This window comes from Chromohalobacter sp. HP20-39 (genome assembly GCF_033052815.1).
Classification (GTDB): Bacteria; Pseudomonadota; Gammaproteobacteria; order Pseudomonadales; family Halomonadaceae; genus Chromohalobacter.
This window is the reverse complement of record NZ_JAWHTP010000009.1, coordinates 21,449-36,695: the sequence shown is the minus strand read 5'-3', so window position 1 is coordinate 36,695 and position 15,247 is coordinate 21,449. Positions and strand designations below refer to the sequence as shown.

At 65.7% G+C, this 15,247-nt stretch carries 15 protein-coding genes and 1 tRNA gene; 11 read left to right on the top strand and 5 right to left on the bottom strand.

What is annotated here, in order from left to right; genetic code table 11:
- Nucleotides 1-75: 75 nt before the first annotated feature.
- The 11 genes from RVY79_RS14685 to RVY79_RS14635 all read left to right on the top strand — a co-directional run bounded on the left by RVY79_RS14685 (nt 76) and on the right by RVY79_RS14635 (nt 10,566).
- Nucleotides 76-1,239, top strand: coding sequence for a TauD/TfdA family dioxygenase (locus tag RVY79_RS14685; protein ID WP_317465129.1), 1,164 nt, complete (start codon nt 76-78; stop codon nt 1,237-1,239).
- The gene (locus RVY79_RS14680; protein WP_317465127.1) at nt 1,236-1,814 is read left to right on the top strand and encodes an HD domain-containing protein; all 579 of its coding nucleotides are present in this window, start codon (nt 1,236-1,238) and stop codon (nt 1,812-1,814) included. Before RVY79_RS14685 ends, RVY79_RS14680 begins: the two co-directional genes overlap by 4 nt.
- Nucleotides 1,811-3,403, top strand: a complete 1,593-nt coding sequence (locus tag RVY79_RS14675) for a 5-guanidino-2-oxopentanoate decarboxylase (RefSeq protein ID WP_317465126.1) — start codon at nt 1,811-1,813, stop codon at nt 3,401-3,403. The genes RVY79_RS14680 and RVY79_RS14675 overlap by 4 nt, the downstream gene beginning before the upstream one ends.
- Before the next feature lie 26 nt (nt 3,404-3,429).
- The gene (locus tag RVY79_RS14670; protein ID WP_317465124.1) at nt 3,430-4,368 is read left to right on the top strand and encodes an ABC transporter substrate-binding protein; all 939 of its coding nucleotides are present in this window, start codon (nt 3,430-3,432) and stop codon (nt 4,366-4,368) included.
- 43 nt (nt 4,369-4,411) lie between these two features.
- Nucleotides 4,412-5,602 carry a pyridoxal phosphate-dependent aminotransferase gene (locus RVY79_RS14665; protein WP_317465122.1) on the top strand — a complete coding sequence of 397 codons (1,191 nt, stop codon included), beginning with the start codon at nt 4,412-4,414 and terminating at the stop codon, nt 5,600-5,602.
- A 61-nt stretch (nt 5,603-5,663) separates the two neighbouring features.
- Nucleotides 5,664-6,455, top strand: coding sequence for an amino acid ABC transporter ATP-binding protein (locus RVY79_RS14660; RefSeq protein ID WP_317465120.1), 792 nt, complete (start codon nt 5,664-5,666; stop codon nt 6,453-6,455).
- Between the two features lie 76 nt (nt 6,456-6,531).
- Nucleotides 6,532-7,320 (top strand): transporter substrate-binding domain-containing protein, encoded by a 789-nt coding sequence (locus RVY79_RS14655; protein WP_317465119.1) that lies wholly within the window; start codon nt 6,532-6,534, stop codon nt 7,318-7,320.
- A gap of 66 nt (nt 7,321-7,386) precedes the next feature.
- On the top strand, nt 7,387-8,091 hold the full coding sequence (locus RVY79_RS14650) for an ABC transporter permease subunit (RefSeq protein WP_317465117.1): 705 nt from the start codon (nt 7,387-7,389) through the stop codon (nt 8,089-8,091).
- A 12-nt stretch (nt 8,092-8,103) separates the two neighbouring features.
- Nucleotides 8,104-8,835, top strand: a complete 732-nt coding sequence (locus tag RVY79_RS14645; protein WP_317465115.1) for an ABC transporter permease subunit — start codon at nt 8,104-8,106, stop codon at nt 8,833-8,835.
- A 149-nt stretch (nt 8,836-8,984) separates the two neighbouring features.
- The gene (locus tag RVY79_RS14640) at nt 8,985-9,956 is read left to right on the top strand and encodes an XdhC family protein (RefSeq protein WP_317465113.1); all 972 of its coding nucleotides are present in this window, start codon (nt 8,985-8,987) and stop codon (nt 9,954-9,956) included.
- Entirely contained in the window at nt 9,946-10,566 is a 621-nt protein-coding gene (locus tag RVY79_RS14635) for a nucleotidyltransferase family protein (RefSeq protein ID WP_317465111.1), read from the top strand. Before RVY79_RS14640 ends, RVY79_RS14635 begins: the two co-directional genes overlap by 11 nt.
- Before the next feature lie 12 nt (nt 10,567-10,578).
- Here RVY79_RS14635 and RVY79_RS14630 read toward each other — a convergent pair whose 3' ends face one another.
- The 5 genes from RVY79_RS14630 to RVY79_RS14610 all read right to left on the bottom strand — a co-directional run bounded on the left by RVY79_RS14630 (nt 10,579) and on the right by RVY79_RS14610 (nt 15,111).
- The gene (locus RVY79_RS14630; protein WP_317465109.1) at nt 10,579-12,807 is read right to left on the bottom strand and encodes a xanthine dehydrogenase family protein molybdopterin-binding subunit; all 2,229 of its coding nucleotides are present in this window, start codon (nt 12,805-12,807) and stop codon (nt 10,579-10,581) included.
- 23 nt (nt 12,808-12,830) lie between these two features.
- On the bottom strand, nt 12,831-13,817 hold the full coding sequence (locus tag RVY79_RS14625; protein ID WP_317465108.1) for a xanthine dehydrogenase family protein subunit M: 987 nt from the start codon (nt 13,815-13,817) through the stop codon (nt 12,831-12,833).
- Nucleotides 13,814-14,497, bottom strand: a complete 684-nt coding sequence (locus tag RVY79_RS14620; RefSeq protein WP_317465107.1) for a (2Fe-2S)-binding protein — start codon at nt 14,495-14,497, stop codon at nt 13,814-13,816. The genes RVY79_RS14625 and RVY79_RS14620 overlap by 4 nt, the downstream gene beginning before the upstream one ends.
- A 279-nt stretch (nt 14,498-14,776) precedes the next feature.
- A tRNA-Thr gene (locus RVY79_RS14615) sits at nt 14,777-14,852 on the bottom strand.
- A 58-nt stretch (nt 14,853-14,910) separates the two neighbouring features.
- On the bottom strand, nt 14,911-15,111 hold the full coding sequence (locus tag RVY79_RS14610; protein ID WP_317465105.1) for a hypothetical protein: 201 nt from the start codon (nt 15,109-15,111) through the stop codon (nt 14,911-14,913).
- Nucleotides 15,112-15,247: the final 136 nt, after the last annotated feature.

The following is a 15,247-nucleotide window of genomic DNA, read 5'->3' as shown; positions in this document are numbered from 1 at the left end:
CGCCTAGGGTAGGGAAACGCTCCGGCTCGCCGGTCGGGGCCATCGATCCCATGCCAGCAGTGGAGAGCATCGTTCATGTCCATTTCCGCCGACGTCGAACTCCAGGACGAGGGGCGCCGTTTAATCCTGCACGCCGCCGGCCAGCGGCGTGAATTCGCCGCCCTCTGGCTGCGTGAGCGAGCGCCGGATGCGACCACGCTCGACACCCGCACCGGGCAGCGCTTGATCGAGGCCGCCCAACTGCCCCTGACACTGCACGTCGAGTCGGCAAGCAGCGACGCGCAGACCCTGCACGTGCGCTTCAGCGATGGCCACGTCACCACCTACGCGCTGGACGACCTGCTCGCCGACACCGCGCCCGACAATGCCGACGTGGCGCCCGGGCTCAGCTTATGGGACGCCGATCTCAAGACGCTTCCCCAGGCCCGCTTCGACGCAGCGCTCGAGGACGACGACTCCCTGCTGGCGATGCTCGAGGCCTTGCACCGTTACGGCTTCGTCAAGGTCAGTGGCGTGCCGTGCGAGGAAGATGGCATGCAGCCGTTGATCGACCGTATCGGCCCGCTGCGCCGCACCAACTGGGGCGGCATCGCCGACGTCAAGTCGGTGGCCGACGCTTATGATCTGACCATGACGCAACGCGGGCTCGAGCCGCACACCGACAACCCCTATCGCGATCCGATTCCCGGCTACATCTGGCTGCATTGCCTGAGCAACGCCGCCGCCGGGGGCGACAGCACGCTCACCGACGGTTTCAGGGCGGCGCAGCGCCTCAAGGCGGAAGCGCCCGAGGATTTCGACTGCTTGACGCGCCTCTCGACACAGTTTCGCTATACCGACGCCACCACCGATCTGGCAAGCGAAGGGCCTTTGATCGAACTCGACAGCCAAGGACGGCTGGCACGCGTGCGCTACTCCAACCGCACCGAACGCATCGCCGCCCACGACGCGGCGCTGCTGGAGCGCTACTACGCCGCGCGGCAGCGCTTCTATCGCTTGATCACCGATGAGGCGTTGACCGTGCATCTCAAGCTCGGCCCCGGCGACATGCTGATCATGGACAACTACCGGCTGCTGCACGGACGCACCGCTTACCAGCTCGAAGGCGGCGTGCGCCATCTCCGCCAGGGCTATGTCGACCGCGACAGCACCGCCAGCCGGCGCCGCGTACTCGCCGCCCAGCACGCCGGCAGCGCCCAGGATGCCGCACCGCGATCCGCCCAAGGAGCCAACGCATGAACCAGGCGACATTTACCCGCTTCGACGAGAGCACCCGCGACGACTGGGCGCTGATCGACGCGCATTTCCAGCGTTATCAGAACGATGCCAGCCGCCGCGTGCTCGAACATCTTCTGCGCCTCAAGGGCGATACCCACGGCTACCCCGTCGACCGCTACGAACACTGCCTGCAGACCGCGACCCGCGCGCTTGCAGCCGGTGCCGACGAGGAAACCGTGGTCTGCGCCCTGCTTCACGACATCGGCGACGACCTGGCGCCCGCCAATCACGCGGAAATCGCCGCGGCGATCCTCGAGCCGTTCATCGACCCGCTCAACGTATGGATGATCCGTCATCACGAGCTGTTTCAGGGCTACCACTACCGCACCTTCTACGGCCTCGATCCACACGCCCGCGACGCCTATCGGGAGCATCCCGCCTACGCGCGCACCGTACGCTTCTGCGATGAGTGGGATCAGTGCTCATTCGACCCCGACTATCCCACTCGCCCCCTCGAGGACTTCATCCCCATGGTCGAGCGTGTCATGTCGCGGCCGCCATTCGGCGAGACCACCAGCGTCGAGGACACGCCATGAGCAATTGCGCGCAACGCTTGCTCGACCTGCTCGTCGCCTACGGTATCGATACCGTCTTCGGCATCCCCGGCGTGCATACCGTCGAGCTGTATCGCGGCTTGCCCGACAGCGGCCTCAAGCACGTCACCCCGCGCCACGAGCAGGGCGCCGGCTTCATGGCCGACGGCTACGCCCGGGCAACCGGCAAACCGGCCGCCTGCTTCATCATCAGCGGGCCGGGCATGACCAATATCGCCACCGCCATGGGCCAGGCGCTGGCCGACTCGGTGCCGATGCTGGTGATTTCCAGCGTCAATCGCCGCGATACCCTGGGGCGCGGTCAAGGACGCCTCCATGAGCTGCCCGACCAGCAACGCACCCTGGCCGGCGTCAGCGTGTTCAGCCATACCCTGCACACGCCCGAGGCACTGCCCGAGGTGCTGGCCCGCGCATTCGCCATCTTCAAGAGCGCCCGCCCCGGCCCCGTGCACATCGAGATTCCACTGGATGTGATGCCACAGGCTTGCCCGGCGCTCGTGCCCAAGACCACCGAGGTGTTCCCTCCGGCGGCGCCGGATGCCGCACTGGCCTGGGCCGCCGATTGGCTGGCCGACGCAAAACACCCGCTGCTGCTGCTCGGGGGCGGCTGCGCTGCGGCCAGCGACGCGGTACGCACCCTCGTCGAACGCCTCGACGCCCCCGCCATGACCACCATCAACGCCAAGGGCGTGCTGGGCTGCGACCACCCGCTGGATCTCGGTGCCTGCGCGAGCCTGCCCGCCGGACGCAAACTCGCGCGCCACGCCGACGTGGTGCTGGCGCTGGGCACGGAACTCGGTGAGACTGACTACGACCTGACCTTCGACGGCGGCTTCCATCTCGACGGACGGCTGATCCGCGTGGACATCGACGCCCAGCAATTGGCGCGCAACCAGGCCGCCGACCTTGCCCTGCTCGCCGATGTCAGCGAGGTCGCTCACGGGCTGCTCGCACGCTTGCCGACGCAGGCCTCGCGCGCCGGCGCCGAGCGTGTCGCATACACCAGAACAGCCTTGGCGCTGCGTGACGCCGAAGACGTCGCGCCCTACGCCGCCTTCCTCGATACGCTGCGCGAGGCGCTGCCCGATGCCACTATCGTCGGCGACTCCACGGGGCCTGTGTATGCCGGTAACTTCATCGCCGAGATGCCTGCACCACGCCGCTGGTTCAACGCCGCCACCGGCTACGGCACGCTGGGCTACGGCCTGCCCGCCGCGCTGGGCGCCGCACTGGGCGTGCCCGAACGACCGGTGATCGCCCTGGTCGGCGACGGCGGGCTAATGTTCACTCTCGGCGAACTCGCCACCGCCCGCGCGTGCCGCGTGCCCCTGGCGGTGGTGATCTGGAATAACGCGGGCTATGGCGAGATCCGCCGCTACATGGACGCCCAGGACGTGCCACGCCTCGGCGTCGACCTGCCTGCACCGGACTTCGTGACGTTGGCCAAGTCGCTCGACTGTTACGGCGTGCGCGTGTCGACGGGGGCCGCGCTGCACCAGGCGTTGGTCGCCTCGCGTCAGGCACCGGGGCCGACCCTGATCGAGGTCGAGGCGCACCGATGGTCCGCTTGAATTCATCGTATTCACCAGGAGAGATCATGCGACGTACCACCACGCGGCTGATGGCCGCCCTTGCCCTAATGCCCTTGGCAGCTCACGCCCATGCCACCGACGAGGCCACCCAGGTCTCCTTCATCGCGCCGCCGTGGCCCGGCGTCACGGTCAAGACCGAAATCATGGCACAGATCCTCGCCCCGCTGGGCTATACCAACGAACGCCAGGAGCTCAGCAGCACGGTGGGCTACAAGACCTTGCAAACCGGCGACAGCGACGTTTTTCTCGCCGGCTGGCTCCCCGCCCAGCAGAGTAGCTATGACGCCGCGATGGATGACGGCAGCATCGTCGACCTGGGCAACAACGTTACCGGCGCGCGCATGGGCTTCGCAGTCCCGGGCTACGTCTATGATGCCGGCGTGACCAGCGCCGAGCAGCTCGACGACCCCGAAAATCGTAAGCGTTTCGGGGGGCGTTACTATTCCATCGAGACCGGCTCGACGGTCAGCGACTTCGTCCATGCCGCCAAGCGCAACGACACCTACGGCCTGGGCGACTGGGAAATGCTGGAGTCCTCGACGCCGGGGATGCTCAGCGCGGTGCGCAGCGCTTACGACGAACAGCGCTGGATCGCCTTCTACGGCTGGACGCCGCACTGGATGGTGCCGGAATTCGACATGCATATCCTCGACGACCCTGAAGGCATCTATGGCAAAAACCAAGGTCGCAGCGACGTGCGCACTATCGTCGCCAAGCCCTTCAGCGAGGCCAACCCCAACCTAACGCGCTTGCTCGATCAGTTCGTGCTCAGCGCCGAACAACAAAGCGATTTCATCCGCGAATATGGTTTGGAAGAGCGCGAACTCGAAACGGTGGCCCATGAATGGTTGCAAAACCATCCCGACGAACTGGCCAAGTTCCTCGACGGCGTCACCACGCGTGACGGCGAACCCGGGCTGGCAGCGGTCAAGGCCAGCTTGTAACGCACGGCGTGTAACGCTCCGACGACGCCAACGAGGAACCTGCATGCACTACTCCCGACTGACCCAGCGTATCGCCGGCGAAGGTGCCGCCGCCTGGGACATCCACTACCGGGCCCTGGCGCGGCAAGCCGAGGGCGAGGACGTGATCATCCTCTCGGTGGGCGACCCGGATTTCGCCACGCCGACGCCCATCGTCGACAGCGCCGTAGCGAGCCTGCGCGCGGGCGCCACGCACTATGCCGATGTGCAGGGCAAAGCCCGGCTGCGCGAACTGATCGCCCACCATCATCGCCAAACCGGCGGCGCCCCGGCGGCCCACGCCGACAACGTGGCGGTACTGGCCGGCGCCCAGTGCGGTCTGTATGCGGTGGCGCAGTGCGTGCTCGATCCCGGCGACGAGGTGATCGTGCCCGAGCCGATGTACGTCACCTACGAGGCGGCTCTGCAAGCCGCGGGCGCAACTCTGGTGCGCGTCCCGCTGCGCGCGGCGAACGCCTTCCAGCCCGACCCGGCCGACTTCGCCGCTGCGGTGACCACGCGCACCCGGGCACTGCTGCTCAACAGCCCGCACAATCCCACCGGCCAGGTATTCACGCGGTCGCACTGGGAGGCGCTGGCCACGCTGTGCCGCGAGCACGACCTGTGGCTGCTTTCCGATGCGGTCTACGCCGAGTTGGTCCACGACGGCGAACCGTTCTCGCCGGACAGCCTATCCGGCATGCATGAGCGCACTGCCATCATCAATAGCCTTTCCAAATCGCACGCCATGACCGGCTGGCGGCTGGGCTGGGTGATCGGCCCCGAGCCTTTGATCCAGCACCTGACCCACCTGGCGCTATGCATGCTCTACGGCTGCCCCGATTTCATTCAGGACGCCGCCTGCGAGGCGCTGGCCAACCCGCCTGCGGCGCTCGACGAGATGCGCCACGCCTACCGGACACGTCGCGACACCGTGCTCGAGGCGCTCGCCGATAGCCCGAACGTCGAGGCGCTGTGCCCGGCAGCCGGCATGTTCATGATGATCGATATACGCCGCACCGGGCTTTCCGCGCAGGCCTTCGCCGACCGTCTGCTCGACGAGCAGGGCGTCTCGGCACTCGCCGGCGACGCCTTCGGTCCCTCGGCGGCAGGTTTTGTGCGCTTGAGCCTGACGGTGGACGCCGAGCGCCTGCGCGAGGCCTGCCGACGCCTGGCGCGCTGCGCCGATGAATGTCGAGCGACGACCCAAGCATGACCCACGCGCGGCCCAGTGACGATACCCGGATCGCGATCTTTTCACCCACTGCAGGAGGGGTATGGCTAATCACAACAATCTGGCCATCGAGGCCCGTCACCTAGTCAAGCGCTACGCCGAGCTGGAAGTCATCAAGGACGTCTCGCTCGACGTGCGCGAGGGCCACGTGGCCTCGATCATCGGCTCCAGCGGCTCCGGCAAGAGCACCTTGCTGCGCTGCATGAACCTCCTCGAGACGCCCGACAGCGGCGATCTGACCATCGCCGGCGAGTCACTTAGTTTTTCCCAGGACACTCGCCACGGCGCCTTCCAAGGCACGCGCGCCGGCATCAAGCGTCGTCAACTGCAACGCCTACGTACCCAGGTCAGCATGGTCTTTCAGCAATTCAATCTATGGCCGCATCTGAGCGTGCTCGGCAACGTCATCGAGGCGCCCATGCGCGTACGTGGCCTGTCCAAACGCGAGGCCGTGACGCTGGGTGAGCATTACCTGGAACGGGTCGGCATGGCCGATAAGCGCGACCAATATCCCGCCTATCTTTCCGGCGGTCAGCAACAGCGCGTCGCCATCGCTCGTGCCCTGGCCATGGAGCCGCGCGTGCTGCTGTTCGACGAACCCACCTCGGCCCTCGATCCGGAACTCGTCAACGAGGTCCTCGGCGTCATCCACGGCCTCGCCGAGGAGGGCCGCACCATGCTGCTGGTCACCCACGAGATGGGCTTCGCCCGTGACGTCTCTCATCAAGTGGCCTTCCTGCACCAGGGCTGCGTCGAGGAAATCGGCACCCCCGCGCATGTGTTCGAAACTGCGACCAGCGAGCGCTGCCGTCAGTTCGTCTCGAGCGTGGCCTGAGCCTTTCACGTGGCGCCGCCCACGGCGCCATATCATCCCGGGCCCTCATGGCCCGACACAACAACGATGGGGAACCATGATGATCAAACAACTGAAAGCGACCTTGATGCAGACAGCGGGCCTCATCCTGCTGGCGCTGAGCGCGAGCTCGGCGATGGCGGACGAGCCGCTCAAGATCGGCATCTCCGCGGAACCCTACCCACCGTTCACCTACAAGGATGCCGACGGCAGCTGGACCGGCTTCGAAGTCGAGCTGGGCCAGGCGATCTGCGCGCAGATGGACGCCGCCTGTGAAATCACCCCGACGGGCTGGAGCGGGATCTTCCCCGCGCTCAACAGCGGCAAGATCGACATGATCATGAATTCGCTGTCGATCACCGAGAAGCGCAAGCGGGTCATTGCCTTCAGCGATCCGTACTACTTCACGCCCTCGGCCTACGTCACCGCCAAGGCCAACGACATGCAAATCCCCGACGACCTCGACGGCAAGATTCTCGGCGTTCAGGGATCGACCACCAACGCCACTTTCGCCCGCCGCTCGCTGGCTGATACAGGCGTCGAGCTCAACGTCTACGACCGGCAAGAGCAAGCCAATCGCGACCTGATCGCCGGGCGTGTCGATGCCATTCTCGCCGACAAGATCGCCATGACGGAATTTCTCGAACGCGATTCAGCGCAGGACTTCGAGATTCGCGCCATCGCACCGCGTGACGATGCCTTCGGCAATGGCGTGGGCATCGGTCTGCGCCAGGAAGACGACTCCCTGCGCGACAAGCTCAACGCCGCGATCGCCAGCGTGCTCGACAACGGCCGCTGCACCGAGCTCTCCCAGCAGTACTTCGGTACCGACATCTGCGGCGGTTGATCCGCCTCACGATCCTCCGGCCGGGTCTGCCCGGCCGGCCCCGTTCCGACACTGCGAGATTCGACCATGCCAAGCGATCATAGCGATGACCTGCTGGAATGGCTCGGCCCGATCCTGCAAGGCGCCCTGGTAACACTGGAAATCGCCTTGCTGGCTTATGCCATCGGGCTCGGCCTGGGGCTCGTCGGCGCCACGGCCCGACTCAGTCCTTGGCGCCCCCTGCGCGCCCTGGGGACGGCGTATTCCACGCTGGTCCGCGCCATTCCCGAATTACTGCTGATCATCCTGCTGTATTACGCCGGCAGCCAGGCGCTCAACGCCTTGCTCGCCGAATTCGGCGGCGACACGCACATCGAGATCAGCGGCTTCGTCACCGCTGTGGGCGTGCTCGCCTTCGTTCAAGGGGCCTACATGACCGAGGTCTTTCGGGGCGCCATCCAGGCGATCCCCAAAGGACAATTGGAAGCCGCCGACGCCTATGGCTTTTCGCGCCCGACACGCTTTTACCGCATCGTGCTACCCGGCATGCTGCCCAACGCCCTGCCCGGGATGTCCAACCTGTGGCTGATCCTGGTCAAGGACACCGCATTGATCAGCGTGATCGGCTTCGAGGAATTGTTCTTCACCGCCCAACAAGCGGCCGCCAGCACCCGCGACTATGCCCTGTTCTACGCCCTCGCCGGGGCGCTGTACCTGGTCATGACGCTGGGCTCCAACGCCTTGTTCGCCCGCGCGGAGCGTCACGTCCGCCGCGGCCAACCCAGCACCTAGGAGCCCCCAGACATGGACTTTTCCTGGCTGAGCGATCCGTTCTATCAAAAGGCCCTGTGGACCGGCTTCGTCAATACCCTGTGGCTGGTCGCCGTCTCGGCCGTCTGCGGTTTCGCGCTGGCAGTGACCTTCGCCATGATCCGCCTGCGCGGCCCACGCCCGTTGGCCATGCTGGTCACCGGACTGACCACGGTAGTACGCGGCACGCCACTACTGGTGCAGCTATTCTTTTTCTACGACGGCGTGGGGCGCCTGCTGCCGGAGATCCCCGGCCTGCAGGAGAGCCTGATCTGGCCGCTGCTGCGCGATCCGTTCTTCTACGGCGCGCTGACCTTCACGCTGAGCGTCGGGGCCTACACCGGCGAGGTCCTGCGCGGGGCGCTATTAAGCGTGCCCGAAGGCGAGCTCGCCGCCGGCCGCGCCTTCGGCCTGAACCACTGGCAGATCCTTTATCGGCTGTGGCTGCCGCGCGCCATTCAGATGTGCCTGCCCACGCTGACCGGCGAGTTGATCCTGCTGCTCAAGTCGGTGCCGCTGGTCTCGACCATCGCAATGATGGATCTACTCAAGGCCGCCAACATGGTGCGCGACGAAACCTTCCTGGTGTACGAGCCGCTACTGCTCATCGCCGGCATCTACCTGGCCCTGACCCTGGTGCTCACCAGCGTGATGCGCCTCATCGAGCACCGCTTCCCCGGTGCACGGCCTGCCGCCCCCAAGCGGCGGCGCCTGCTGCCCGGCTAGCGTCGCCGAGCAGTGGGCATCCCTCCCCACAGCGCGCGTCATGCGCGGTATAGTAGGCCCATGAAATAAATACCATGCCCCGCCAGGGCAAGCGTCAACGACAATCCTGGCGGGGCATGACAACACAGTCATGGGTGAGCGTATTGAGCATGCAACACTTGGATTTGCAGGTCATCGAGCGAGCGCTCGACTGGGCCCGCGACGGTGAAACGGTGTGGTTGTGCACGGTACTGGCGACGTTCGGCTCGTCACCCCGCGAGCCCGGTTCATTGTTCGTCGCGCGTGCGGATGGCCGCCACGAGGGATCCTTGTCGGGCGGCTGTATCGAGGAGGACTTCCTCGAGCGCCTGACACAGGGCGCCTTCGAGGCGCCGATCACCACGCTGCGCTACGGCGACGGGCACGCCGAGGGACCGTCGGTCACCCTGCCCTGCGACGGCATTCTCGATGTCATGATCGAGCGCCTGCCGCCAACCCCCGAGCACCTCGCCCATCTCGAGGCCTTGTACGATGTACTGCGTGGGCAGCGCCCGGCTATTCGCCAGGTCGATCTCGCCACCGGACAAACAGCGCTCGTCGATGACGACAGCGGAGGGCCACGGGTGACGCTTGATGAGCACCAAGCCCGGATGCGCTTGGGGCCGGTGGCGCGCTTGATCGTGGCCGGCCTCTCGCCGGTATCGATCGCTTGCGCCGAGTTCGCGCGCTCGCTGGGCTTCGAGGTCATCGTCTGCGACCCGCGTGAGGACGCCTGGCGGAATGTCGCGATCCCGGGCGTCCAGACGCAGGTCACGCTGCCTTCCTCGTTCATTGCCTCGGGGGGATGTCATGCGGCGACGGCCGTGGTCGCCCTGACCCACGACCCGCGCCTCGACGACCTGACGATGATCGAGGCCGTGCGTACGTCGGCGTTTTATATCGGCGTCATGGGTTCGCGGCGCACCTCCACCGCACGCGCCGAACGCTTGCAACGCATCGGTGGGCTCAGTGAGGCCGATATCGAGCGCCTGCACATGCCAATCGGTCTTTCCCTGGGGAGCAAGACGCCCGCCGAGATCGCACTGGCGGTGATGGCCGATATCGTACGCGTGCGACGCGGCAAGGCACGCGATGCACTCTGAACGGGTGGTGGCCATCGTCATGGCCGCCGGCGGGTCGCGGCGGTACGGCGATGCGGACAAACGCCGCGCGAGCGGGCCTTGGGAAGGCACGCTACTGGGCGCCTCGCTGGCCAAGGCGCGCGCAGCGTTTGCATGCCATCGCGTTGTGGTGCGTGCCGGGGACGATCCCGTGTCCCTGGGGCTTGCCGACGACACGCCGCTGATTCGCGCGACACGCGCCGAGCACGGCCTGGGCGCCAGCCTGGCCGAGGCCTTCGCGGCGCTCGAAAGTGACCCCGCGCTACGCGGCGTTCAGGCAGCGGCGATCCTGCTCGGCGACATGCCCGCCATCCGGCGCGATACCTTGGTTCACCTACAACGTCTCGCCGATGCCGAACACATCCTGCGCCCCTGCCACGCCGGTCATCCCGGCCACCCGGTGCTATTCGGGCGCGCGTTCTGGCCGGCACTCACACGCCTGGACGGCGACGCCGGGGCGCGGCGACTTATCCGCCAGCACCCCGAACGCTACCGAGAAGTCGAGGTCGATGACCCCGGCATCCTGTTGGATATCGACACGCCCGCGGACCTGCAACGCATCACGCCGACGGACGGCGACGCAACGCGCTGACCCCGGCGATCCTCAAGCGCTTTGCGCCTGGGGCACATCGTCCATCAGCTTATCGAGGGTAATAGGCAGCTCGCGGATGCGCTTGCCGGTGGCATGGTGCACCGCATTGCCGATGGCGGCGGCCAGCCCGGTGATGCCGATCTCGCCGATGCCGCGTGCGCCGTATTCATTGAAGGCCAGATCGGGATAATCGAGCAGGATGACGTCGATCTCCGGCTGGTCGGCATGCACCGGCACCACGTACTCGGCGTAGTCGTTATTCACAGGGCGGCCGTTGCGCTCGTCGTACTCGGTGGCTTCGAAAAGCCCCATGCCGATACCCATCACGACCGCGCCTTCGACCTGGTTGCGCGCGGTGGTCGCGTTGATCACCTTGCCCACGTCGATGGCGCTGACCACCCGCGCCACGCGCAGATGCGAGATGCCCGGATCCCAGCGTACCTCGACGAAATGGGCACCGAAGGAGCGGTAGGAGTATTTCGAGTCGGCGGCCTCGGTGTGGACCTTGCCATCGGCACTGCCGTAACGTGCGGCGTCAAGCACCTCGGCGAAACTCGCCTGCTTGCCGTCATAACGCAGGGCACCATCGGCCACGCTCAGATCATCCGCGTTGGCCTCGGCGAAGATGCCATTACTGCCGGTGGCATAACGCTTGAGCTCGTCAAGCGCATTGCGCGCCGCGCCGGCGATCGCCGGGAGCGTCGTCGCCGTGGCCCAGGAGCCGCCGGAAATAGGGCCATCAGGGTAGGAGGAATCCCCCAGCTTGACGGTAATACGATCCAACGGCACTCCGGTCACGTCGCTCACCGCCTGCGCCACGATGGTGTAGGTGCCGGTGCCGATATCCTGGGTCGCGCAGGAAGCGAAGACGGTGCCATCGGCACGCAGCGACACGCGTGCATCGCAGGGCCGCTTCAGGGCTTCCCAGTTGCAGGCCGCCATGCCGTAGCCGACGATCTCGCGGCCCTCGCGCATGCTGCCGATCTCGGGATTGCGATCATGCCACCCGAAACGCTCGGCGGCCCGCTGCGTCGCTTCGACGATGTGATTGCTGGAGAAGTCGAGATCCTTGCTCTCATCGCGCTCGGCATAGTTATCGAGACGAAACTGCACCGGATCGACACCCGCCGACAGTGCCATCTCGTCGATGGCGGATTCCAGCGCGAACAACCCCGGCGCCGCACCCGGCGCACGCATCGAGGTCGGCGTGCCACGATTCACCTGTGTCGTGGCATGGCTCACCGTCAGGTCGGGGCAACTGTAGAGGCTCTTGGTCACGCTGCCGCAGGTTTCCACGTACTGGTCGGTGAACGAGGTCGTGTTGATCGCCTCGTGACGCAGCGACACCAGCTTGCCGTTGGCGTCGGTCGCCAAGCGCATGTGCTGGCGGGTTTCAGGGCGGTGCCCGGTGGTGGTGAACATCTGCTGACGTGGCACGACGAGCTGCACCGGACGCCCCAGCTCGCGCGACACCGCTGCCGTGGCAATCGCATGCGGCCATGTCCACAACTTGCTGCCGAACCCCGAGCCGATGTAGGGCGCGTGCACGGTGATGCGCTCGGGCGCAATGGCAAAGATCTTGGACAGCGCATTGCGCTCGAACACCACGCCCTGCGACGCGTCATAGATGGTCAAATCGCCCTGCGCATCCCAGTACGCCACCGAGGCGTGCATTTCCATCGGGTTATGGGTCTCCACCGGCGTGTGGTAAGTAACGTCGATGGTCGTGTCGGCGCTGTCGAAGGCCGAGGCGGCATCGCCACGCGAATGACCGCCACCCGCCTGCGTGCCGTTGTCCTCGAGGCCTTGGGCAAGATTGGCGACGGCCGATTCGGCGGCGTATTCCACCTTGACGTGTCGCGCGGCGGCACGTGCGTTCTCGAAACTGTCGGCGACCACCAGCGCCACGAACTGGCCTTCGTAGTACACGCGCTCATCCTCGAACGGCAGCCGTGTTTCCTCCACCTTGTTGCCCTGCACGAAGCTCGATGGCGTTCGGTACAGCGACGGAAAGTGACCGTGGTGGAAGATATCGATGACGCCTGGCATTTGCTTCGCCGCATCGACATCCAGCCGCGTCACCTTGCCCTTGGCGATGGTGCTGAAGACGCCGTAGCCGTATGCCATGTTGGCCGGCAAGTTGTCAGCGGCGTAGTTGGCACGCCCGGCGAGCTTGTCGGGACCGTCGATGCGCGGTACGCCCGCGCCGATAATGGGCTCTTTCGTATCCGTGTCGCTCATGTTCCATTCTCCTCGCGGGCGATTCAGGCGGCGGTCAGATCGGTGAGATTACGCACGATGGCCTGCTGACCGAGCGGAATCTTGTAGCCGTTGTGGGCGTAGGCAACGGCGTTCTCGAAGGCGCGCTTGGCCGCTTCCGCGAACAGCGCCTCACTGGCGGTCTTGCCCTTGAGCGCCGCTTCCACTTCCGGCGCGCGCCACGGCTTGGTGCCGACACCGCCCATGGCCACCCGTGCCTCGCGAATGGTGTTGCCGTCCATGCGCACGATCACCGCGCTGGAGGCGAGCGCGAACTGATACGACTGGCGGTCGCGCAGCTTTAGATAGGCGGACCGGCTGCCCTCGAGCGGCGCGTCCAGCGTCACATGGGTGATCAACTCACCGGATTCCAGCGCATGCTCGCGTGCCGGTGTGTCACCAGGCAGCAGGTGGAAATCGGCGAAGTCGATCTCGCGCCGGCCTTCCGGCCCCTGTACCTCGACGGTGGCCCCGATGGCGGCCATCGCCACGCACATGTCCGAGGGATGCGTCGCAATACAGTTGTCGCTGGTGCCGAGCACCGCGTGGACGCTGCGATTGACGCCGCCGATGGCCGCGCAGCCGCTGCCCGGCTCGCGCTTGTTGCAGGCGGACACGCCATCGCGGAAATACGGGCAACGTACGCGCTGCATCACGTTGCCGCCAGTCGTCGCCTTGTTGCGCAGTTGGGTCGAGGCGCCGGCCAGCAAGGCCTGGGAGAGTACGGCGTAGTCGTTAACCACGCGCTCATCACGCGCCAGCGCCGTGTTGGTCACCATCGCGCCGATACGTAGCCGGCCGTCGTCGAGGCGTTCGATGGTATCGAGATCGACACCGTTGATATCGACCACCTTCTGCGGCTGCATGACATCGAGCTTGATCAGATCCAGTAGCGTGGTGCCGCCTGCCAGAAACGCGGCGTCGCGTTCGCTGCCATGCGCCGCCACCGCCTGCTGCGCGCTTTCGGCACGAGCGTAATCGAAGTGTCTCATGCGTTGCCTCCTTGCATTGCACCGCGAGCGGACTGAATCGCCGCGACGATGTTCTTGTAGGCACCGCAACGACAGATATTGCCGCTCATCGCCTCGCGCACGTCGGCGTCACGGGTACCGATGTCGTCATCCTGCAGGATCGCCAGCGCGCTCATCATCTGACCCGCCGTGCAGTAACCGCACTGATAGGCATCGTGCTCGAGAAACGCCTGCTGCAACGGATGCTGCCGGCCGTTCTTCTCCAGCCCTTCGACGGTGGTGATCTCATCGCCGTCGTGAGTCACGGCAAGACTCAAACAGGAATTGATCGACGTACCGTTGACCAGGATCGTACAGGCGCCGCACTGGCCGTGGTCGCAGCCTTTCTTGGTGCCGGTCAATTGCAGGGCGTGGCGCAGCGCATCGAGCAGGATCACGTTGGGCGTGACATCGAGCTGTTCGCGCCGGCCGTTGACGGTCAGCGTGATGCGGCGCTGGCCTTCGGCGGGGGGAACCTCGGCTTGCGTATCCGGATCATCCGGCGAACCGGCATAGCTCACCGGCGACAACGCCGGCGCAGCCGCCACCGCAAGCCCGGAGACACCGGCGGATTTTAGAAAGCGTCGCCGCGACGGCGATACGGGGTGTCGCTGGGGATCAAAATACGAAACCTCAGTCTTGAGGTGCTCACGGTCATCCATGTCTTATCCTCGCCATTCACCAGTCAGGGCTGGCATGGTGCTGGGACGACGCCCGAGACGCGCAATTTGGCACTGGCGGGCGCTCGCCATCAGAAAACATTGTGCGGGGCCGGGCCGTGTCAGGCAGCTCGACCAACCTTAACGTTAGGAGAGGACATGCGGTGCCGCAAAGCCTGCGGCGCAAACTCCAGAGGAATCCGGCAGGATGCCAGAGGATCAGGCATGAAACGCAAAACCGCCGCCCGGAAGCTCCGTGGCGGCGGTTTGCGGATGTCTGGCTGGTGCCGGTGAGTGGACTCGAACCACCGACCTACGCATTACGAGTGCGTTGCTCTTCCAACTGAGCTACACCGGCGACGGCGCATGATGATAATCAGGTTCGCATGGCCAGACAAGCCTCTCGGCCTGTCGCCCTATGCAGGCAATACCGGCATGGTCAGCAGCAGCCAAAGGTACACCGCAATCAATGCCGCGATGACTGCCGCGATGGCCCAGGCCATGCGTTCTCGCGTCGCTTGATCCCGGGCGACAAGGTGCTTGAGCGCTATTCGTGCGCCCCACCAGACGCCTACCAGCACCAGCAATGGAATGCCTACGCCAATCAGAAATGTCATATCGCCTCCCTCTTTCCGGCCATGCCCGACTATCATGACGCAACGCCCGCGAGTCTCGCAGGGGTCGCTAAACTCGACAAGCGCATGCCTTCTGGTTACAAGATTGTCGACAGTGTATATGCGCAACAAACACTGC

Bases quoted from the DNA above. Each gene is read 5' to 3' on its own strand.
- RVY79_RS14620 (WP_317465107.1), bottom strand. From the start codon at position 14,497: ATGGATGACCGTGAGCACCTCAAGACTGAGGTTTCGTATTTTGATCCC.
- RVY79_RS14660 (WP_317465120.1), top strand. From the start codon at position 5,664: ATGGCTAATCACAACAATCTGGCCATCGAGGCCCGTCACCTAGTCAAG.
- RVY79_RS14670 (WP_317465124.1), top strand. From the start codon at position 3,430: ATGCGACGTACCACCACGCGGCTGATGGCCGCCCTTGCCCTAATGCCC.
- RVY79_RS14680 (WP_317465127.1), top strand. From the start codon at position 1,236: ATGAACCAGGCGACATTTACCCGCTTCGACGAGAGCACCCGCGACGAC.
- RVY79_RS14625 (WP_317465108.1), bottom strand. From the start codon at position 13,817: ATGAGACACTTCGATTACGCTCGTGCCGAAAGCGCGCAGCAGGCGGTG.
- RVY79_RS14635 (WP_317465111.1), top strand. From the start codon at position 9,946: ATGCACTCTGAACGGGTGGTGGCCATCGTCATGGCCGCCGGCGGGTCG.
- RVY79_RS14645 (WP_317465115.1), top strand. From the start codon at position 8,104: ATGGACTTTTCCTGGCTGAGCGATCCGTTCTATCAAAAGGCCCTGTGG.
- RVY79_RS14650 (WP_317465117.1), top strand. From the start codon at position 7,387: ATGCCAAGCGATCATAGCGATGACCTGCTGGAATGGCTCGGCCCGATC.
- RVY79_RS14630 (WP_317465109.1), bottom strand. From the start codon at position 12,807: ATGAGCGACACGGATACGAAAGAGCCCATTATCGGCGCGGGCGTACCG.
- RVY79_RS14640 (WP_317465113.1), top strand. From the start codon at position 8,985: ATGCAACACTTGGATTTGCAGGTCATCGAGCGAGCGCTCGACTGGGCC.
- RVY79_RS14665 (WP_317465122.1), top strand. From the start codon at position 4,412: ATGCACTACTCCCGACTGACCCAGCGTATCGCCGGCGAAGGTGCCGCC.
- RVY79_RS14655 (WP_317465119.1), top strand. From the start codon at position 6,532: ATGATGATCAAACAACTGAAAGCGACCTTGATGCAGACAGCGGGCCTC.
- RVY79_RS14675 (WP_317465126.1), top strand. From the start codon at position 1,811: ATGAGCAATTGCGCGCAACGCTTGCTCGACCTGCTCGTCGCCTACGGT.
- RVY79_RS14685 (WP_317465129.1), top strand. From the start codon at position 76: ATGTCCATTTCCGCCGACGTCGAACTCCAGGACGAGGGGCGCCGTTTA.
- RVY79_RS14610 (WP_317465105.1), bottom strand. From the start codon at position 15,111: ATGACATTTCTGATTGGCGTAGGCATTCCATTGCTGGTGCTGGTAGGC.